Origin of the sequence: Streptomyces sp. XM4193, from assembly GCF_023072595.1 — a bacterium.
Lineage (GTDB): Bacteria > Actinomycetota > Actinomycetes > Streptomycetales > Streptomycetaceae > Streptomyces.
The window spans coordinates 1-19,065 of the sequence record NZ_JALLGK010000009.1 but is presented as its reverse complement, the minus strand read 5'-3'; the positions used below and the strand labels follow the sequence as shown (position 1 = coordinate 19,065).

The following is a 19,065-nucleotide window of genomic DNA, read 5'->3' as shown; positions in this document are numbered from 1 at the left end:
GGACGCCCGCCGACGGTCGAAGCCCGCGACGGGCGCCCGCCCTCGCCGAAGTCCGGGGGCGGCGCCCGCCGTTGACCGAAGGGGCGACCCGCTGTGGCCGCCGCGGCGGGCGACCGGCACCGGGCGCGTACGGGCCCGCGAAGGCGGCGCGTACGGGCCGGAACGGGCGCGTACGGGCCCGCGGGGCGCTACGGCGTTTCGGTGGGGGCGCGGTGTTCCGCGTTCGGCGCGGACCGTCGCGACCGCAGCCACTCCTCGAACGTGGTGGTGCCGCGCAGCACACCCGAGGTGCCCCGGTCCTCGCCGCCCGGGACGGTCAGGGCGCCGGCGCGCAGAGCCCGGCCCAGGGCGCCCGGCACACGCACCGGCAGGGGCAGGGCGCGGCTGCCGTTCGACTCCCGCCACAGCCGGGCCAGTTCGCCCAGCTCGTGCGCCCGCGGGCCGGTGATCTCGACCAGCCCGCAGGTGGGCTCGGCGGTGGCGACGCGGACGACGGCGTCGGCCGCCTCCGAGGTGTCGACGGGCTGCAGCAGCGCCCCGGGCACCGCGTGCACCCCCAGCCGCTTGAGCGGCGCGAGGAAGGACGCGGCGACGAACTCGTGGAACTGCGTGGCGCGCACGATCGTCCACGGCGTCCTGCCGCGCTCGACCAACCGCTCCTGGTCGGCCTTGGCCCGGTAGTAACCCAGCGGCACCTCGTCGCAGTTGACGATCGAGACGCACACGTGGTGGGCGACCCCGGCCGCCGCCTCGGCCTCCAGCAGCCGGGCGGTGCCCCCGACCAGGGTGCTGCGCGCCGCTGCGCTCGTACCGGTGCGGTTGCTCGCGTCGACGACGACCGCGGCGCCGTCGAGCGCCCGGGCCAGCCCCGCGCCCGTGGTCAGGTCGACGCGGTGCTCGGGCCCGGTGCGGCTGAGCACCCGTACGGCGTGGCCCCCGCTCCGCAGTCCAGCCACCACGCGGCGGCCGAGCAGCCCTGTTCCTCCTACTACGGCGATGTCCATACGCACCCGACGCGGAGCCGACCGGGAATGTGACACACCACCTCGGCGACGGCTCCTCCGTGTGCGAACGCGAAGGCGTCCCGAAGGGCTTGAGGAGGCTTCGGAGCGGCGCGGGCGGCGGTCGGCGCAGCGGCTCAGCGGGCGCTGCCGCGCGGCCTCAACGGAAGGCCGGGCAGCTGCGGGGCGGGCAGCCGCCGGGTGCGTCCGGTGTACCCCGTCACCGCGCCGAAGCGCTCGGACTCCGCCTCCCACTGGGTACGGGCCTCGACAACCTCCTCGTGGCTGCGCGCCACGAAGTTCCACCACATGACGATCTCCTCGCCGAACGGCGGGCCGCCGAGCAGGATCAGCCGGGCGGGCTCCCGACTGCTGTTCGCCAGCGCAAGCTGTTCGGCGCCGGGCGCCACATAGGCCATCTCGGCCGCGGCGACCGGCTCGCCGGCGACGTCCACGCCCCCGGTGTCGACCAGTACACCGTGCTCGAACTCCGGGTCCACCTCCAGCGAGAGCTCGGCGCCCGGCGGCAGCAGCAGCTCCGCGCCGAGCAGCCGGCTGAAGGTGGGCACCGGCGAACGGCTGCCGCACAGTTCGCCGAGGAAGACCCGTACCGTCGCGCCGCGGTGGTCGAGCGGCTCGGGCACATGGCTGCGGAAGTCGCGGGGCGCCCCGCGGTGCGCGTCGGGGAGGGCGACCCACAGCTGCACGCCGTGCAGCACCGTCGTCGCCCCGGTGGAGACCTCGGAGTGGCAGACGCCGTGCCCGCCGGTCATGAGGTTGAGCTCGCCCGGGCGCACCAGGGCGTGCACCCCGGTGCTGTCCCGGTGCTCCACCTCGCCGGAGAAGAGCCAACTGACGGTCTGCAGACCGGTGTGCGGATGCGGCGGCACGTCCATGCCGCCGCTGACGGCGACGTCGGTCGGCCCGAAGTGGTCGACGAAGCACCACGCGCCGATCAGCGAGCGCGACCGCTGCGGGAGCGTGCGGCGCACGGTGATCGCACGCGGGCCACCGAGCGGGACGTCCCTCGGCGTGAGAATCTCGACAGCGGGCCGGTCGTCCGCAGCCCTGGGGGCGCGGTCCGCACAGCGCAGCTCGGCGGGACTGGGTTCGACGTTGCTCATTGCGTTCGCGCTCGCTCTCGCCGCAGGATCAGGCCGTACCAGTCTCACACCGGACGCGACAGGAGCCCACCCGATGAGTACCGACGTCACGGTCCGCGACAACCCCGAGCTGTCCCGGTACGAGGTGTACTCCGGCGAGGAGCTCGCCGGTTTCGCCCAGTACACGGTCGAGGGCAACAGGGTCTCGCTCACCCACACCGAGACCGATCCCGCGTTCGCCGGCCGCGGGCTGGCCGGGCGGATGGTCGGCGAGGCGCTGGACGATCTGCGCGGCAAGGAGCGCGAAGTGCTGCCGTACTGCCCGTACGTGCGCAAGTTCCTGGCCAAGCACCCCGAGTACGTCGACCTGGTGCCTCAGGAGGAGCGCGCCGGATTCGGCCTGTAGGCGGCCGAGCGCACGGGCTGAACGGGGCCGGGCGGCGCCGGGCTCCGCTCAGTCCTGTGCGAGCCGCGCGGGGAAGCCCCCGGTGGCCACCGGGCCCCAACGGGTGGGCGTGACACGGATGATCGACTTGCCCTGCCGGACCATCGCCTGCCGGTACTCGTCCCAGTCCGGGTGCTCCCCGGAGATGCTGCGGAAGTAGTCGACCAGCGGCTCGGTGGACTCCGGCGAGTCGAGCACCTCGGCCGTGCCGTCCACCTGCACCCAGGGGCCGTCGAAGTCCTCGGAGAGGACGATCACGCTGACCGAGGCGTCGCGTTTGGCGTTGCGGGTCTTGGCGCGCTCGGGGTAGGTGGAGACCACGATGCGTCCGGTCCCGTCCACCCCGCAGGTGACCGGCGAGCCCTGCGGCGAGCCGTCGGTGCGGCGGGTGAGGAGGATCGCCCGGTGCCGCGGGCGCAGGAAGTCCAGCAACTCGTCGCGGGACACCGGGGTGTTGGTGGCGATGGAAGGCGTCATTCCACGAGGGTAGGAGACCGGGCGGCCGATAACCGGTTGCGCGCGCTCGTAGGGTCGGAACGTGACCGTCCCTCCCTCCTCCTCGAAGCGGCCCTCCTCGGATCCGGACCGCCACGGCAGCGCCGCGCCCGGCGACGGCGACACCGTACGGCGGTTGCTGGCCGCCTACGACGCCCAACTGCGCGGCTGGGCCGGGGCGTTGCCCCCGGGCGCACGGCAGGAGCGGCAGGGCCCGCTGCTGCGGGTCGCCGGAATGCACCGGGGCTATCTGCTTCCGCCGCGCGAACTCGACCTGGACACTGCCGGGTTGGACCGTCTGATCGCGGAGCAGCGCGACTGGTTCGCGGCGCGCGGCGAGTCCGTGGAGTGGAAGACCCACGCCCACGATCTTCCGGTCGAGGTGCCGGAACGGCTGCGCGCGGCCGGCTTCGTGCCCGAGCCGCCGGAGACGGTCATGGTCGCCGACACCTCGGCGATCGCCGCACAAGCACCCGATCTGCCTCCGGGCGTCGTCCTGCGGCGGATCAGCGAGCGGGCGGACCTGGAGCGGTTCGCCCGGATGCAGGGCACCGCCTTCGGCGAGGAACGGCCGTGGCGTGCCGAGGAGTTGGCGCGCCAGATCGAGGCGGCACCGCAGGAGACCGCGGTGCTGGTGGCCGAGGCGGAGGGCGAGGTGATCAGCGGGGCGCGGCTGGAGTTCGAGCCCGGCACCGACTTCGCCGGCCTCTGGGGCGGCGGAACCCTCCCCTCGTGGCGCGGTCGTGGCGTGTACCGGGCACTGGTGGCGGCGCGCGCCGCTCTCGCCCGGGACCGCGGCGTCAGCCATCTGCGCGTCGACGCCTCCGACCGCAGCGCCCCGGTTCTGCGCCGGCTCGGCTTCCACGCGCTCACCACCACCACGCCGTACCTCTGGACACCGCCGGAGGACCCGCGCGGGTGAGGTGACCCGCTGCCGGTCGCCCGTCACCCGTCACCCGTCACCCGTCGCCCGTCGCCCGTCGCCCGTCGCCCGTCGCCGGAAAACGGTTGGACTGCGCGGACCCGCTGACGGAATCTGGTGCGATGCCCCCTGCCGCTCCGGCCCCGACCGGCCGACGTCCCGGTACGCACCGACTCGCCCCCTACTCAAGGCTGTTGCGCACTCCCGGCGCCGCGGCGTTCTTCGCCTCCGGCGTCCTCGCGCGCCTGCCGATGGCCATGTTCGGCGTCGCCGCGGTGGTGATGGTCGCGACGTCGCGAGGGTCCTACGCGCTGGCCGGGGCGGTCAGCGCGACCGGCCTGGGCTTCGCCGCGGTGGTCGCCCCGCTGGTGGCCCGCGCGGTGGACCGGCTGGGCCAGGCGCGGGTCGCCGTACCCGCGGTGCTCTTCGCCGTGGCCGCGCATCTGTCCCTCGCCGCCGCGGTACGGGCCGACGCCCCCACCTGGACGCTCTTCGGCTGCGCCGCCCTCGCCTCCACCGCGCCGAACACCGGCGGGATGTCCCGAGCGCGCTGGGCGCGGCTGTACCGGGACGACCCGGGCGCCCGTCACACCGCCAACTCCCTCGAGCAGGCCGCCGACGAACTGTGCTTCGTACTGGGGCCGGTGGTGGCCGTCGCGCTCGCCGTCTCCTGGTTTCCGGAGGCCGGTACGGTCTTCGCCGCGCTCACCCTGCTGGTCGGCACGCTGCTCTTCACCGCCCAGCGCCGCACCGAACCGCCGGTGAACGAGGCGGGACCACGGGGACGGGCTCCGGTCCGCACCCCGGGGATGGCGCCGCTGCTGGCGACGTTCCTCGCCACCGGGGTCGTGTTCGGCTCGATGGAAGTGGTGACCGTCGCCTTCGCGGACCAGAGCGGTTATCCGGGTGCGGCCGGCGCGATACTCGCGGTCCAGGCGTTCGGTTCGGGGGCGGCCGGGCTGGCGTTCGGCCTGCTGACGCTCTCGGGCTCGCCGTGGCGCCGGTTCGTGCGCTGCGTCTGCGCGATGGCCGCGCTGATGACGCTGCCGCTGCTCTCGGCGTCCGTCGGCGGCCTGTGGTTGCTGGCGCCGACGCTGCTGCTGGTCGGCATGGCGATCGCGCCGACGATGGTGACGAGCATGACGCTCATTCAGGAGCTGGTGCCCTCCTCCCGCATCAACGAGGGCATGACCCTGGCGGTGACCGCGCTGCTCTGCGGCATCTCGGCCGGGGCGGCCGCCGGGGGCTGGGCGGCCGAGCGGCTCCCGGGCGCCTGGTCGTACGCCCTGCCGCTCTGCGCCGCGTCGACCGCGGCCGGTGTCGCGCTGCTCGGTGGGCGAGGCCCGGCACGCGAGCGGGCCGGGCAGGCTTGACGCCCACCCGGCCCGTCCGTGTCACTCGAAGGGGTCAACTCCGCGGTCAGCAGCGGAGGTTGTCACCCGGGGTGGTGCCGAGGAGGGAGCTGAACTCCTCGAAGAGCCGGACCCGGCTCTCGACCTTCTCGGGCTGGCCGCCGTTGCACTCCAGCGAGCCGTTGATGGTGCGGATGGTCTCGCCGAAGCCGTGGCCGTCGACGATCGCGGAGTGTGCGGTCATGGTGCCGGCACCGGTCTGGGTGTTCCAGAACCACAGGGCGGTCTTCCACGCGACCTCGGGGTCCTCCTGGACCAGGCGCGGGTTGTTCAGCAGGTCGATGCCGAGGGCGTCACCGGCCGCCTTGTAGTTGAAGTTCCAGCTCAGCTGGACCGGGCCGCGGCCGTAGTAGGCGTCCTGGCCGGCGGGGCAGCCGTAGGGCTGGGTGTCGTCGCAGTAGTGGGGGTAGTTGCTCTCGTCCTGCTCGACGACGTGCACCAGGCCACCGGTCTCGTGGCTGACGTTGGCCAGGAAGGCGGCGGCCTCGCGGCGCTTGGTCGCGTCGTCACCGGAGTTGGTGAACTCGGGGTAGGCGCTGAGCGCCCCGACCAGGCCCTGGTAGGTGTAGAACGAGTTCCGGTTCGGGAACATCTGCTCGAACTGGGCCTCGCTCACCACGAACTCGGCGGCCTTGGCCTTGCTGTCCTTCGCCTCGCTCCCGCTGGTGGCGGCGGTGGAGACGGCCGCCGTACCCAGCAGAGCGATGACGCCCAGCACCGCCGCGGTCAGCAGCGCGAAAAGCTTATTCCTTCGCACGGGAACACCTCTCAGGCGGCCCTCGGCCGCCGGGGTCACGAAATGGGAACGCTCTCATGAAAGGGTCCTATGCATGATCACGTCAAGGTCTAGACCAAGCATTGCGGAGAATGATCTTCCACTGACGGAGAGTTGTCACCATCTGTCGCCGTCTTCCGATTCCCGCCGCTCTCGGGCGACTTGACCCGCTCCCTCACCACTCGCGGCCGCCGGCGGGACAGTCGGTAGACTCCCCTGCCATGTGCGGATCCTTCTTCTCCTGAGGCGCGAACGCCCCGATTCGGCCCACCCGCCGGTGGGCCCGTCCGTTCTGCCTTCGCACAGGAGAAGTTCCGTGACCTTTCCGCACCACCGTCCGACCGACCCCGCCCCCGGCTACGGCACCGAACCGCCGTACGCGCTCGACGCCCGGATCGAGCGTCTGCGCACCCTCGCCCACGCCGAACCGCGGCTGGCCGGCGTACTGCTCTACGGCTCCTGGACCGTCGGCGAGGCCGACGCCCACTCGGACATCGAGGCGTACGTCTTCCTCGACGACTCCCCCGAGAGCCGCGCCGACGCACCGGACGGCTTCGACGGCGCCGCGTTCCTCCAACAGCTCGACCCCGGGCTGCCGTTGAGGCTCGTCCACACCAACCAGTTCGGTGTGCTCACCGTCGTCTTCGAGGATCTGATGCGCGGCGAGTTCCACCTCGTCGGGGCGAGCACCGGCATCCCCGAGATGGACGGCTGGCGGGGCATGGTCCATCTGCCCGACCCCGAGCGGGCCGTGCTCCTGGACCGCACCGGCCAACTCCTGCCGGCCGCGAGGGCGTTGAGCACGCTCCAGCCGCCGGAGCCGGCAGCCACCGCGCAGCAGTGCGCCGACGAGCTGGCCAACTGGACGCTGATGGTGGCCCACCTCCTGGCGCGCGGCGAACTCGCCCGGGCACACGCCTTCCTGGGCACGATGGTGGCGCCGCAGCAGCTCAAGCTCTGCCGGCTGCTGCGCGGCACCACGGCGCACTGGCTCACCCCCAGCCGCGCGCTGGAACTGGACCTGCCGCAGGCGGATCGCGCGCGGTACGCGGCCACCACCTCCGGCGTCGAACCGGACGCCCTGCGCCGCGCGGCCCGCAACTCCTGGGGCTGGAGCCGGGAGTTGATCGAGGAGGCCGCCGTGCGATGGGGCACCGGCCGCTCCGCGGCACTCCACCGCGACCTGGCCGCACTGCTCGGGAGCTGACCGGCCGGGGCCCGGCCGACGAGCGGCCGGGCCCCCTCCGGATCGGACCGGCAGACACAGAAAAAGCCTCCGGACCACGAGGGATTCGTGGTCCGGAGGCTTTTCTCAGGTGGAGATGGCGGGAATCGAACCCGCGTCCAACGGTGCAGGAGGAGGGCTTCTCCGAGCGCAGTCTGCTGTGCTTTTCTCGGCCCCGGCAGTCACGCAGACAAGCTGCCGACGGGCCCAGTCACTGTGAGATGTCCCGGCAAGCCCCGTGACCGGACTTACGCGGTGAGTTCCCTAGCTGATGCCAGGAACCGGGTCGGGAACGCACCCGGGCTGACACTTCGCAGGTCGCTGCTTAGGCAGCGAGGGCGAAGGAATCGCGCTTGGTGTTGGCGATTATTTTTTTGCGGCAGATGGTTAACGAGATCATTGCCGCGTTCCTCGGCTCGCTTCCCCTGCTTCGACATCCGCTGTCGAAACCGATCATCCCCATGTTGAGTTGACAAGACGAACCGGTCCGAGAGGACCGCTTCGCTGCTGTCGCCCATCGTACGTGAACAACACCGCGGACGGCCAACGAATTCCCCCGCCCCTCCGCGGGGCGTCCGGACGGGCCGACGACCGGACCGATCGGCCCCGCCGCAACCGTCCGCCCGGGCCGGCGCGCGCCGTGACCGCCTCCCGCCGGGACCGGTCCGGAGCGCGCGGTCAGGACCGCTGGCGCCGCCGCACCGCGGACATCGCCCGCTCGGCCTCCCTGCGGTCCTGCTTCTCCCGCAGCGTCTGCCGCTTGTCGTACTCGCGCTTTCCCCTGGCCAGCGCTATCTCGACCTTCGCCCTGCCGTCCTTGAAGTACAGCTTCAGCGGCACCAGGGTCAGACCGGACTCCTGGAGCTTGCCGATGAGCTTGTCGATCTCCTCGCGGTGCATCAGCAGCTTGCGCTTGCGGCGGGCGCTGTGGTTGGTCCAGGTGCCCTGGCTGTACTCGGGGATGTGCACGTTGTGCAGCCAGGCCTCACCGCCGTCGATCTGCCCGAACCCGTCCACCAGGGAGGCCCGGCCCTGCCGCAACGACTTCACCTCTGTCCCGGTCAGGACCATCCCGCACTCGTAGGTGTCGAGGATGAGGTAGTCATGCCGCGCCTTCTTGTGCTGCGCGATGAGTTTCTGACTCTTCTCTTTAGCCATAGCCGGGCCATTGTGGCTCAACCGGCGCCCGAGAGGCCACTCAATACCGTGCGGGCCTTCGCCGTCGCGCGCTCCCCCTCGCGGACCGTGACGTCCGGCGCCAGGCCGACTCCGTCCAGCTCACGCCCGGTGGGTGTCGTGTAGTGGCCCACCGTGAGCTCGGCGACCGAGCCGTCCGGCTGCTCCCTGGGCATCTGCACCGTGCCCTTGCCGAACGTCCTGGTCCCGACCACCAGCGCTCTGCCGCGGTCCTGAAGCGCCCCGGCCACCAGCTCGGCCGCGCTCATCGAGCCGCCGTCGACCAGGACGACCAGGGAGGTACGGGTGTCGCCGCCCCGCTCCGCGCGCAGCGCACGCTGGGTGCCGCCCTCGTCGTAGGTGCCGACCACTCCACCGTCGAGGAACACACCCGCGGTGTCCGCCGCCTCGTGCAGCAGCCCGCCCGCGTTCCCCCGCAGATCCAGCAGTACGCCGGTGCCCGCGGGCAGTGCCCGCACCGCTTCGCGGACATCCTCGGCCGTGCCCTTGGTGAAGGCCTCGACCGTGATCCGTACGCAGTCCGGGGCCATCTCGCGGACGGACACCGACACCGTGCGCAGCTCGGCCCGGCGCAGCTCGTGCTCCCACCGCCGGCCGTCCCGGCTCAGCCCCAGCTCGACCTCGGAGCCCGGCACGGCCTGCGGCTCGCTGTCGGCGCCGCCGTGGCCGCCGCGCAGCAGAGCCACCACCTCGGTGACCGGACTGGCCGCGACCGCCTCGCCGTCGACCGTCCGCAGCAGATCGCCGCGGCGGATGCCCGCACGGTCGGCGGGGCTGCCCTCGGTGACCCGCGCGACCTCCAGCACTCCCTGCGCGGAACGTCGTACCGCGATGCCCACACCGACGTACTCGCCGTCCAGCGCCTGCCGCAGCCCCTCGTACTCCCGTGCGCTGTACGCGGCCGACCAGCGGTCGCCGCTGCGGCTGACGAGCTCACCCGCATCGCTGCCGCCCACCGGCGGGGTGGGGGCGTCCGCGAGGGTACGGGGCCGTATCGGGGCGCCCTCGCCGCTGCCGCCGTCCGACTCCTGGCTCCAGGAGCCGGTGGCGAAGCCGGTCAACAGCACTCCGGCGAAAACGAATGCGATCCCTGCCCCGCGGCCGATGCGGCGGGGCCGGACGAACATCCATGTGCCCGACATGTTGCGGAGTCTAGGACAGAAGGGGCCTTCGCACGCGAGGTTGTGTGTACCGCTGTCGCGTCCTTCGTCACACCCGCGTTACACCCGCAGGTACTTGCGCAGCGCGAGGAAAGCTGCAAGAGCGGGCATCAGCACACCGACCGCGAGCACCAGCGGCAGCACCTTCAAAACCGAGTCCCAGCCGACGAATTGGATCAGCGGGATCTTGTCGGCCAGCCAGCTGTCGACCAGGAAGTACTTGCCGCCCATCAGCATGGTGCTGGCGAAGACACCGCCGAGCAGGCCCGCGACCGCCGCCTCCAGGATGAACGGGATCTGGATGTAGAAGCTGGACGCACCCACCAGCCGCATGATCCCGGTCTCCCTCCGGCGGCTGAACGCCGAGACCCGGACGGTGTTGACGATCAGCAGCAGCGCAACGATCAGCATCAGCCCCATCAGGAACAGCGCCGCGGTGTTCATGCCGTTGAGCAGGTTGAACAGGTCCTCCAGCAGATCCTTCTGGTCCTGCACGGAGTGCACACCGGCCCGGTCGGAGAAGGCGGAGCTGACCACGTCGAACTTGGTCGGGTCCGCGAGCTTGACCCGGTAGGACTCCTGCATCTGGTCCGCCGTCAGCGACGGGACCAGCGGGGAGTCGGGGAACTGCTCCTTGTAGTGCTTGTACGCCTGGTCGCTGGACTCGTAGTAGACCTTGTCGACGACCTGGAGCTTCTCCAGATCGTCCTTGATCTCCCGCTTCTGCTGCCCGGTGACGGCACCCCTGGTGCAACTGGGCTCGGTCTCCGCGTCGTTCTTGTTGCAGAGGTAGATGGAGACCTGGACCTTGTCGTACCAGTAGCCCTTCATCGAGTTGACCTGCTCCCGGGCCAGGAGCGCGCCGCCGAGCAGCGCCAGCGAGATCGCCACGGAGACGATCACGGCGAAGGTCATCGTGAGATTGCGGCGGAGACCAACGCCGATCTCCGAGAAGACGAACTGCGCGCGCATCGCGTCCCTTTCAGTGCTGGTAGCCGTAGACGCCGCGCGACTGGTCGCGGACGAGACGGCCCTTCTCGAGTTCGATCACGCGCTTGCGCATCTGGTCCACGATCTGCTGGTCGTGGGTGGCCATCAGGACCGTGGTCCCGGTCTTGTTGATGCGGTCGAGCAGCTTCATGATGCCGACGGAGGTGTGCGGGTCCAGGTTGCCGGTGGGCTCGTCCGCGATCAGCAGCATCGGACGGTTCACGAACGCCCGGGCGATCGCGACGCGTTGCTGCTCACCGCCGGACAGCTCGCCGGGCATCCGGTCGTCCTTGCCGCCGAGGCCGACGAGGTCGAGGACCTCGGGCACCGTCTTGCGGATCTGGCCGCGCGGCTTGCCGATCACTTCCAGGGCGAACGCGACGTTCTCCCCCACCGTCTTGTTCGGCAGCAGACGGAAGTCCTGGAAGACCGTGCCCAGCTGGCGGCGCATCTGCGGCACCTTCCAGTTGGACAGTCGCCCCAGGTCCTTGCCGAGCACGTGCACCTGCCCGGTGCTCGCCCGCTCCTCGCGGAGGATCAGCCGCAGGAACGTGGACTTTCCGGAACCGGAGGACCCCACCAGGAAGACGAACTCACCGCGCTCGATCTCCAGCGAGACATCGCGGAGTGCGGGGTGATTCTGCTTGGGGTAGCTCTTTGAGACGCTGTCGAATCGAATCACTGATTTACACCACGTCGACCTGGGTAGGGGCTACGGAGCCGCGAGCAGCACCGTGTCGGTGTGGGCGACCATACGCGACCCGCGCGAAGGACCGAAGCCGGTGCCCGGCTTAACCCACCCTGCCCGTTGGGCATTTGGGCATATTCAAGGTCTATCCGGCGTGACCGCCACCGGCGGACACGCTCGGTTCCGCGGCTTTTCGCTCCTGGACGATCCGTGATCGCCTCCGCTCTCCCGTCGAGCACCCCGGAACCGCTCGGGGAACGATCGCGACCGCCGCGGCGTTGAAGAACCCGGCCCCCGGAATCGGCCGACGGCCACCCCGGCAGCGGAATCGAGCACCCGGGCGGGCGGCGGGACGCCGGCGAGGCGGGCCCGCAGCGGTGCGTGAGCGAGGCGGACGGAGCTCGGAGGCGGGCCCCGGAGGGGCGGGCCCCCGGCCGAAGCGGGACCATGGAGGGGCGGGCCCGGCACGGAAGGGCCCGGCACAGGAGTCCCGGCGCGAGCGGGACGGCGGACGAGCACAGCGAGGAGCGGCGGATGACGCACGACCGTCTGGTGTGCGCCAACTGCGCGGGACCGGTGCGCGAGGGACGCTGCGCGGTGTGCCGCGCCGAGCGCGCCCGGCAGGCGCGGGAGACCGGACCGCTGGACCTGCTCTCCCCGGCCGCACTCGGCGGACTGCTGCTCCTGCTGCTGGCGCTGGCCCTGCTGGCCCACCAGGCGTCCACCGCCTGAACCGGCCCCACTCGCACTTCCCCGCCCCGCCCTTCCGGCCGGGCGTTCACCTCCCGCACCCGCGCCGCTTCCCCCGCACGTCTCGTACGGCCCCGCCCGGTGGCTGGGACCGGGGGCCGCGGACCGGCCCGTACACACGACGGCGGGGCCCGGACACTGGCCGTGTCCGGGCCCCGCCGGCCCTACTGCTGCTGCAGGATGCGTGACGCGTCGCCTCAGGCGGCTGCGGCGCCGCCGTCCTCGCGGCTCATCAGACGCGGAAGCAGACGGAAGCCGATACCGCCCGCGATCATCGTCGCGGCGCCGACCAGCAGGAACGTGGTCTCAGCCGCACCGGTCTCGGCCAGCTCCTCGTCCTTCTCCTGGCCGCCCTGCGGGTCCGGCTTCACCGGGGTGGTGATCTCTTCCTTGCCACCGGAGTCGGGGCTCTCGCCGCCGCCACCCGCAGAGGTGTCGGGGTCAAGACCGTCGTCCGGGTCCTCGGTCGGGTCCTCGGTCGGGTCCGGGTCCTCAGTGGGGTCCGGGTCCTCGGTCGGGTCCGGGTCCTCAGTGGGGTCCGGGTCCTCGGTCGGGTCCGGGTCCTCGGTGGGCTCACCGGGCTCGTCCGGGTCGTCCGTCGGCTCGCCCGGCTCGTCCGGGTCGTCCGTCGGCTCACCGGGCTCGTCCGGGTCCTCGCCGCCGCCACCGAGCAGGCCGCCGATGAAGCCGGAGTCGCCGCTGTTGTCGCCGTCGCCGGGGCCGGTCGCCTGAGCGGCGCCGGCCACGGTGAGCGAGAGGCCCGCTGCGAACACGGCACCGGCCGCGATCCGCGCGACACGCACTCGCGTCTTCTTATTGGTCACTACCAACTACCCCCAGTAGCTGTCATTTCATCAATACGCGGCGAATGCCGAACAGTGCCGCTCCGGGAACGACACCCTTGGGACAAGGCCGAGTTGCGCCGAGTCCGAAGCCGCCCCCACACACGCACGAACACACCAGGCACACGCCTGCCGAGCGAACAGCTTTCCCACTAAAACCATCACCGTCAAGCGACATCGGTGCGAAATGTCCCTCGTGAGCGGGGAGTTGCCGCTGTAAGTGGTCTGTTGTGAGCGAACCGACACCACCGGCCCGGCGCGAGCGGTCATATCGGGCACCTGCGGCACGACAACTCCCCTGCCGCGCTACGGTGTTGACGAACGGTACGAGTGATGATTCAAACGGCTTCACCATGACATGGAACGAGTCGTCCCCCAAAGCACCTTCTGCCCGTTGTTGCCGACGAGAAAACCCCAACGGGCGCACGGCTACGGAGAGTTGCATCCTGCACGGACATCGATCGCGCCACGGGCGAGCGCGGACCACGGGCCCCTGGGGACGCCGTCACGCCGTCACCCCCGCCGCGAAGACGACGGGGGTGACGGGTGAGGTCGCGTGGCAGTGGCCAGTGGCAGTGGCAGTGACCGGTCGCAGAGGCAGTGGCCGCGGAACGGCAGTGGCGCCCGGCGACGGTCAGCCGGTCGGCTGCTCCTGCTGCTTGCGCCAGCGGATGCCGGCCTCCAGGAAGGCGTCGATGTCGCCGTCCAGCACACCCTGCGGGTTGCCCACCTCGTGCTCGGTGCGCAGGTCCTTGACCATCTGGTACGGCTGAAGCACGTACGAACGCATCTGGTTGCCCCAGGAGTTGCCGCCGTCGCCCTTGAGCGCGTTCATCTTCGCCTGCTCCTCCTCGCGGCGGCGGGCGAGCAGCCGGGCCTGGAGAACGCGCAGTGCGGCGGCGCGGTTCTGGATCTGGGACTTCTCGTTCTGGCAGGAGACGACGATGCCGGAGGGCAGGTGGGTCATGCGCACGGCGGAGTCGGTGGTGTTGACCGACTGGCCGCCGGGGCCGGAGGAGCGGAAGACGTCGATCCGCAGCTCGTTCTCCGGGATCTCGATGTGGTCGGTCTGCTCCACCACGGGCAGCACCTCGACACCGGCGAAGGACGTCTGGCGGCGGCCCTGGTTGTCGAACGGCGAGATCCGCACCATGCGGTGGGTGCCCTGCTCGACCGAGAGCGTGCCGTAGGCGTAGGGCGCCTTGACGGTGAAGGTGGTCGACTTGATGCCGGCCTCCTCCGCGTACGAGGTGTCCAGCACCTCGGTCGGGTAGCCGCGGCGCTCGGCCCAGCGCAGGTACATCCGCTGGAGCTGCTCCGCGAAGTCGGCGGCGTCCACTCCGCCCGCCTCCGCGCGCACCGAGACCATCGCCTCGCGCTCGTCGTACTCGCCGGACAGGAGCGTACGGACCTCCAGCTCGTCGACGGTCTTGCGCACCGAGACCATTTCCCGCTCGGCCTCGGCCCTGGTGTCCGCGTCGTCCTCCGCCTCGGCGAGCTCGAAGAGGACCTCCAGGTCGTCGATCCGGCCGTGCAGCTCCTCGACCTTCCTGAGTTGCCCCTGGAGGAAGGAGAGCTTGCTGTTGACCTTCTGGGCCCTGTCCTGGTCGTTCCACAGGGCCGGATCGGCCGCCTCCTGCTCCAGCGCGGCGATGTCCGCCCGCATCGTGTCGAGATCGAGGACAGCCTCGATCGACTCCATGGTGGAGGAGAGGGACTTCAGAGCTTCGGATACATCGACGAGTGCCACGGCTCCAGCCTAACCGCTCCGCCGACGGTCACGGAGTGGACTGGTCGACTGCCGGTTTGGAGGAGTCCCCGTCGTCGCCGCCGAGGACCAGCCAGCCGCCGACTCCCAGCGTCGCCGCGGCCACTGTCGCCACCGCCGCCAGCTTCAGCCGGCGCCGGCGCTCGGCGGCCCGGTGCCGTGCCGAACCGGCGCGCGGCAGACCGGGCGCGCGGGGGGTGCGCGCGGTGCCGAGCGCACCGCCCGCCAGCTCCTGGGGACCGGGCACGCGCATGCTGGTGTGCGTATCGCGGTTGGCCGACTCCGGGTCGGCGGCCGTCGCACCCTGGACCAGCGGTACCGCGCTGCGGGTCGGGAGCGGCTCCTGGTGGTCCTCGTACCCGGTGGGCGCGGGCGCGGGGGCCGGCTCGGCGTCCGGCTCGTCGATGTCCAGCACGGGCAGACCGGCGAGCGGGGGCAGCAGCTCCCGCAGCCGGGACGCGACTTCGCCGGCGCGCAGCCGGGAGGCGGGCCCCTTGGCGAGGCACTGGTGCAGCAGCCGCCAGAGCTCGTCGGGGATCCCGGGCAGCGGCGCGACCGCCTCGGTCACGTGCCGCCGCAGTACGGCCCCGGGGTGGCCGCCGCCGAACGGCGTGAATCCGGCGAGGAGTTCGTAGAGCACGGTGGCGAGGGCGTAGATGTCGACGGCCGCGCGCGGCGGCAGCCCCTCGACGATCTCCGGCGCGACGTAGTCGGGAGTGCCGACCACTCGACGGCCGCCGGCGCGGCTGGGCTCGTCGATGAGCTTGGCCACCCCGAAGTCGGAGAGCAGCGCGGCACCGGTGGACTCGTCGAGGAGGATGTTCTCCGGCTTGACGTCGCGGTGCACGTACCCGGCGGCGTGGGCCGCGGCCAGCGCGTCGGCGATGTCCGCGGTGATCGCCACCGCCTCGCCCGGCGGCAGTCGCCGCTCGCGGTCCAGCCGACTGCGCAGGTTGACGCCCCGGACGAGGTCCATCACCAGCGCGAGGTCGTTGCCGTCGACGACGAGGTCGCGGATGCCGACCACGTGCGGGTGGTCCAGACTCACCAGCGCGGCGCGCTCCTGTACGAAGCGGCCGACGAGCTCCTGGTCGGCGGAGAGGTCGTCGCGCAGCAGCTTGATCGCCACCGCACCGTCGGGCCCCTCGCCGAGCCAGACCGTACCGGCGCTGCCGCGACCCAGGATCTGGTAGGCGGTGTAACGACTGCCGATCTTCCGTGCCATGACGACAAAGTTACGCGCCCGGACCCGCCACGGGTACGACGGATTGCACGAACCGCGGCTTCTGTGCGGGAAAGAGCCACTTGCTATGTCGACAAGTCTCCGTCCCTGCCGCCCGGTTGGGCGCCGGTGACACTCGACCGGCGCCCGGGGGCGGTCAGTTGGTGAGGTTCTTGACGCCGTCGCGGACCGATTCGTACCAGCCGACGACGGTGTCCCAGAACGCCTGGCCGTCGGCGATCCAGTCCTGGACCGGGGTGAAGTTCCAGACGAGCCAGGTGATCAGTGCGAAGACCAGGATCACCATCAGACAGCCCTTGAGGCAGCCGAGGCCCGGGATCCGCATCGGGTTCGCGCTGCGCTGGCGGGGCTCCCTGGGCCGACGCGGCTCCGGCTCGGGCGGTCGCTGCTGACGGCGCGGCGGCGGCTCGGGCTCGTACCGCTGGGGCTGCGGCTGGTAGCCGCCCTGGTAGCCCTGGTGCGGCGGGTGGCCCTGCTGCCCGTACCCGTCCTGGTACTGCTGGCGGCGCGGACGTCCGTAGTCGGGCGGTGGCTGCTGGTGCTGCGCACGGGGCGGGGGCTGCTGCTGCGGGGCAGGACGCCGGGGAGGACGGCGGCGGAGCGGGTCCTCGCTCGGGTCCAGCGGGCGGTACTGGGTCTGGTCGTTGCGGTCCCGGGCGGCCCGCATCTGGTTCTGCCAGGGGTGCGCGCCGTCGCCTCCGCCGTCACCGGCGCCGTCACGACCGCCGTCGCCGGACACGGGAGGCATCACGCTGGTGGCGTCCGTGCCCGCACCCTGCCCCTGCCCGGGGCCGGTCTGCGGCAGCACGCTCGTCGCCCCGTGCGGATCGGCGCCCGAACCGGTGGGCAGCACCTGGGTGGGCTCCGCGTCCCCGCTTCCGCCGCCGACGACGCCCGGTCCGCCGCTGCCCGGCACCGGGGCGGGCTGCGGGTCGGGCGCCAGCAGACCGGCCACCCCGAGCGCCGCGGCGTACTGCTCCGGTGCGGCACCGGGCGCGATCCCGGAGGCGACCGTGCGCAGCGCCCGGGCGAGGTTCTCCGCGCCGGGGCGCTCCTCGGGGCGCTTGCGCAGGCAGTGCTCGATGACCGTCCACAGCGGCTCGGGCACCTGCTCCGGGCGGCGCGGCTGCTCGCTCAGGTGCCGGTGCAGCACCTCCAGCGTGCTGCCGCCGCCGAACGGGGGCTGCCCGGTGAGGAGTTCGTAGAGCAGGATGCCGGCGCCGTAGATGTCGACGGCGGAGGTCTGCGGCTTGCCCTCGGCCGACTCCGGCGCCACATAGGCGGGAGTGCCGACGAACTCGTGGGTCCGGGTCAGCCCCGGGGAGTCGGCGATCCGGGCGATGCCGAAGTCGGTGAGCATCGGGCTCATCCCGTGCTCGCCCTCGGTGATCAGCACGTTCGCCGGCTTGAGGTCGCGGTGGACGACGCCGTCCGCGTGGCTGGCGGCGAGCGCGTCCGCGACCTGGGCGGTCAGCAGCGCGGCGCCGACCGGCGAGAGCGGACCGTTCTCGCGCAGATAGCGGTGCAGGTCGGGCCCGTTGATCAGGTCCATCACGAGGGCGAGCAGATCGCCCTCCACCACCAGGTCCCGGGTGCGGACGATGTTCGGGTGGGTGAGCCGCAGGAGTACGGAGCGCTCCCGCAGGAAGCGCATCACGACGTCGGCGTCGTTCGCCAGCTCCTCCTTGAGCACCTTGATCGCGACGAGCTCGCCCGGCTCGCCGGCCACGGCCGCCTCGGCCCCCGCGGTCTCGCGCTGCCGAGCCCGCCACACGGTGCCCGTGGCGCCGCGTCCCATTGGCTCCTCGAGCAGGTACTTGCTGCCTACCGGCCGCACGTCATCGGCTCCCTGATCGTGGTCGTGGCTCACCGCGGGCCGGGCCCGCGCACCTGAGGCGTCGGAGTCCGCCACCCGCCGCACCCCGACCTCGGTCGGCACACGGCGGACGGACCTGTCGGGGCCAACTGTAGTGCCGGGCACCACCGGCGCTCACCCTTGTCCCGGGGCCGGCGCACCGGCACCGCGAGCGGCCGGGACCGCCCTCGGCGGACCGTCGGAACGGCCTGCCCCCGGCGCCCCGGGCCCGGGTGACAAGACGCGGCACGCGGTCGATCGGTTGCCGAACGACCATGAACCGATCCGGAACCGAGGGCGATGACGGTCACCGGACGGGCAGTCATGGCCGGAAGACCGGTCAACTCCGTTGTGAACTCGGCCACATATGATCCCTCGTGTGCATCTCCCCAGCCAATCAAGATCATTGGAGGCCGTGGAGGGCGCAGATTGTCGGCAGCAGGTGCGAGGATGCACCCCACGGTCTGGCACGTGGTTGATGAACCGGGAGGGGCCGATGCCGAACCAGATCCGGCTCACAGTCCTCGGACCGCGCGGCGGTGCGAGTCAGCACGGTGGCGAGTGCGACGTGCTCGTGACGGCCCCGCCGGGCACCGTGCTCGCCGCGATCACCGGCGGCCTCGGCGCGGCGCTGGCTTCCACCACCGGGCCGGCCGGCGGCCAGGGCCACCCCGGAGGCAGCCCCGGGAGCACCGAGAGCGCGGCCCGCGGCGCGCAGCCGGGCGGCGGCGAGTCCGTGGCCGTGTACTCCGGCAGCCGGCGGCTCGACCCCCAGCGGCAGATGGTCGGCGAACCCCCGCTGACCGACGGAGCGGTGATCTCCCTCCACGGCCCCGTGCGCGACCCCGCCTCCCCCACACCCGACAGCCTCCGGCTGGAGACCGTCTCCGGGCCCGACGCCGGTGGCGTGCACCTGCTGCACGGCGACCTGATCAGAGTGGGCCGCTCCGTCGACGCCGACGTCGTGCTGGACGACCCGGACGTCTCGCGGCTGCACTGCGTGGTCGCGGTGGCGCCCGACGGCGCGGTGACCGTCGCCGACCTCGGCTCCACCAACGGCACCGCGGTCGACGGCGCGCCGGTCGGCGACCGCCCGCGCCCCCTTCCGCCCGGCGCCGTGCTGCGCGTCGGCGAGTCCGAGCTGTGGCTGCGCTCGGGGGCGCTGCGCGCGGCGGAGGCGTCCGCGGGCGCGCC

18 protein-coding genes and 1 other RNA gene are annotated in these 19,065 nt (G+C 72.2%); 6 read left to right on the top strand and 13 right to left on the bottom strand.

Features of this window, described 5'->3' with window-relative positions; translation table 11 throughout:
* Positions 1-188: 188 nt before the first annotated feature.
* Both MTQ01_RS21005 and MTQ01_RS21000 read right to left on the bottom strand, forming a co-directional pair.
* Positions 189-1,004: an SDR family oxidoreductase gene (locus MTQ01_RS21005; RefSeq protein ID WP_247492308.1), complete on the bottom strand. Its 816-nt coding sequence runs from the start codon at positions 1,002-1,004 to the stop codon at positions 189-191.
* Between the two features lie 134 nt (positions 1,005-1,138).
* A complete protein-coding gene (locus MTQ01_RS21000; RefSeq protein WP_247492306.1) occupies positions 1,139-2,125 on the bottom strand; it encodes a pirin family protein in 987 nt (328 codons plus the stop codon).
* Between the two features lie 73 nt (positions 2,126-2,198).
* Here MTQ01_RS21000 and MTQ01_RS20995 point away from each other — a divergent pair, with 73 nt between their 5' ends.
* Positions 2,199-2,510 (top strand): GNAT family N-acetyltransferase, encoded by a 312-nt coding sequence (locus tag MTQ01_RS20995; protein ID WP_247492303.1) that lies wholly within the window; start codon positions 2,199-2,201, stop codon positions 2,508-2,510.
* Positions 2,511-2,558: 48 nt separating this feature from the next.
* On the opposite strand, the gene MTQ01_RS20990 is transcribed toward MTQ01_RS20995, so the two are convergent.
* Positions 2,559-3,026, bottom strand: a complete 468-nt coding sequence (locus MTQ01_RS20990) for a PPOX class F420-dependent oxidoreductase (RefSeq protein WP_247492301.1) — start codon at positions 3,024-3,026, stop codon at positions 2,559-2,561.
* A gap of 61 nt (positions 3,027-3,087) precedes the next feature.
* Here MTQ01_RS20990 and MTQ01_RS20985 point away from each other — a divergent pair, with 61 nt between their 5' ends.
* Both MTQ01_RS20985 and MTQ01_RS20980 read left to right on the top strand, forming a co-directional pair.
* Positions 3,088-3,966 (top strand): GNAT family N-acetyltransferase, encoded by an 879-nt coding sequence (locus tag MTQ01_RS20985; protein WP_308294423.1) that lies wholly within the window; start codon positions 3,088-3,090, stop codon positions 3,964-3,966.
* A 194-nt stretch (positions 3,967-4,160) separates the two neighbouring features.
* Positions 4,161-5,339, top strand: coding sequence for an MFS transporter (locus tag MTQ01_RS20980; RefSeq protein WP_308294422.1), 1,179 nt, complete (start codon positions 4,161-4,163; stop codon positions 5,337-5,339).
* Positions 5,340-5,385: 46 nt separating this feature from the next.
* Here the strand turns inward: MTQ01_RS20980 and MTQ01_RS20975 are convergent, their stop codons facing one another.
* Positions 5,386-6,135 carry a chitinase gene (locus MTQ01_RS20975; RefSeq protein WP_374207820.1) on the bottom strand — a complete coding sequence of 250 codons (750 nt, stop codon included), beginning with the start codon at positions 6,133-6,135 and terminating at the stop codon, positions 5,386-5,388.
* Between the two features lie 334 nt (positions 6,136-6,469).
* Between MTQ01_RS20975 and MTQ01_RS20970 the strand changes: the two genes are divergently transcribed.
* Positions 6,470-7,360: a nucleotidyltransferase domain-containing protein gene (locus tag MTQ01_RS20970; RefSeq protein ID WP_374207819.1), complete on the top strand. Its 891-nt coding sequence runs from the start codon at positions 6,470-6,472 to the stop codon at positions 7,358-7,360.
* A gap of 107 nt (positions 7,361-7,467) precedes the next feature.
* Here MTQ01_RS20970 and ssrA read toward each other — a convergent pair.
* From ssrA to ftsE, 5 genes are all read right to left on the bottom strand, one after another.
* Positions 7,468-7,839: a transfer-messenger RNA gene (gene ssrA, locus MTQ01_RS20965) on the bottom strand.
* A 217-nt stretch (positions 7,840-8,056) separates the two neighbouring features.
* Positions 8,057-8,536: an SsrA-binding protein SmpB gene (gene smpB / locus MTQ01_RS20960; protein WP_247492299.1), complete on the bottom strand. Its 480-nt coding sequence runs from the start codon at positions 8,534-8,536 to the stop codon at positions 8,057-8,059.
* A gap of 17 nt (positions 8,537-8,553) precedes the next feature.
* Complete coding sequence (locus tag MTQ01_RS20955; RefSeq protein ID WP_247492298.1) at positions 8,554-9,717, bottom strand: S41 family peptidase; 1,164 nt, start codon at positions 9,715-9,717, stop codon at positions 8,554-8,556.
* Between the two features lie 78 nt (positions 9,718-9,795).
* A complete protein-coding gene (gene ftsX, locus MTQ01_RS20950; protein WP_247492297.1) occupies positions 9,796-10,707 on the bottom strand; it encodes a permease-like cell division protein FtsX in 912 nt (303 codons plus the stop codon).
* A 10-nt stretch (positions 10,708-10,717) separates the two neighbouring features.
* A complete protein-coding gene (ftsE, locus tag MTQ01_RS20945) occupies positions 10,718-11,407 on the bottom strand; it encodes a cell division ATP-binding protein FtsE (RefSeq protein WP_211041134.1) in 690 nt (229 codons plus the stop codon).
* Between the two features lie 540 nt (positions 11,408-11,947).
* On the opposite strand from ftsE, the gene MTQ01_RS20940 reads away from it, so the two are divergent.
* Positions 11,948-12,145 (top strand): hypothetical protein, encoded by a 198-nt coding sequence (locus MTQ01_RS20940; RefSeq protein WP_247492296.1) that lies wholly within the window; start codon positions 11,948-11,950, stop codon positions 12,143-12,145.
* A gap of 215 nt (positions 12,146-12,360) precedes the next feature.
* On the opposite strand, the gene MTQ01_RS20935 is transcribed toward MTQ01_RS20940, so the two are convergent.
* From MTQ01_RS20935 to MTQ01_RS20920, 4 genes are all read right to left on the bottom strand, one after another.
* The gene (locus tag MTQ01_RS20935; protein WP_247492295.1) at positions 12,361-12,966 is read right to left on the bottom strand and encodes an LPXTG cell wall anchor domain-containing protein; all 606 of its coding nucleotides are present in this window, start codon (positions 12,964-12,966) and stop codon (positions 12,361-12,363) included.
* A gap of 673 nt (positions 12,967-13,639) precedes the next feature.
* Positions 13,640-14,755 carry a peptide chain release factor 2 gene (prfB, locus tag MTQ01_RS20930; protein WP_247492294.1) on the bottom strand — a complete coding sequence of 372 codons (1,116 nt, stop codon included), beginning with the start codon at positions 14,753-14,755 and terminating at the stop codon, positions 13,640-13,642.
* A 28-nt stretch (positions 14,756-14,783) separates the two neighbouring features.
* The gene (locus MTQ01_RS20925; protein WP_247492293.1) at positions 14,784-15,998 is read right to left on the bottom strand and encodes a serine/threonine-protein kinase; all 1,215 of its coding nucleotides are present in this window, start codon (positions 15,996-15,998) and stop codon (positions 14,784-14,786) included.
* A gap of 154 nt (positions 15,999-16,152) precedes the next feature.
* Complete coding sequence (locus MTQ01_RS20920; RefSeq protein WP_247492530.1) at positions 16,153-17,853, bottom strand: serine/threonine-protein kinase; 1,701 nt, start codon at positions 17,851-17,853, stop codon at positions 16,153-16,155.
* 514 nt (positions 17,854-18,367) lie between these two features.
* On the opposite strand from MTQ01_RS20920, the gene MTQ01_RS20915 reads away from it, so the two are divergent.
* The coding region (locus MTQ01_RS20915; protein ID WP_247492292.1) for an FHA domain-containing protein at positions 18,368-19,065 on the top strand (698 nt) is incomplete at its 3' end.

Coding starts and splice junctions, on each gene's coding strand:
- MTQ01_RS21005 (WP_247492308.1), bottom strand. CDS start 1,004: ATGGACATCGCCGTAGTAGGAGGAACAGGGCTGCTCGGCCGCCGCGTG.
- MTQ01_RS21000 (WP_247492306.1), bottom strand. CDS start 2,125: ATGAGCAACGTCGAACCCAGTCCCGCCGAGCTGCGCTGTGCGGACCGC.
- MTQ01_RS20995 (WP_247492303.1), top strand. CDS start 2,199: ATGAGTACCGACGTCACGGTCCGCGACAACCCCGAGCTGTCCCGGTAC.
- MTQ01_RS20990 (WP_247492301.1), bottom strand. CDS start 3,026: ATGACGCCTTCCATCGCCACCAACACCCCGGTGTCCCGCGACGAGTTG.
- smpB (WP_247492299.1), bottom strand. CDS start 8,536: ATGGCTAAAGAGAAGAGTCAGAAACTCATCGCGCAGCACAAGAAGGCG.
- MTQ01_RS20955 (WP_247492298.1), bottom strand. CDS start 9,717: ATGTCGGGCACATGGATGTTCGTCCGGCCCCGCCGCATCGGCCGCGGG.
- ftsX (WP_247492297.1), bottom strand. CDS start 10,707: ATGCGCGCGCAGTTCGTCTTCTCGGAGATCGGCGTTGGTCTCCGCCGC.
- MTQ01_RS20940 (WP_247492296.1), top strand. CDS start 11,948: ATGACGCACGACCGTCTGGTGTGCGCCAACTGCGCGGGACCGGTGCGC.
- MTQ01_RS20925 (WP_247492293.1), bottom strand. CDS start 15,998: ATGGCACGGAAGATCGGCAGTCGTTACACCGCCTACCAGATCCTGGGT.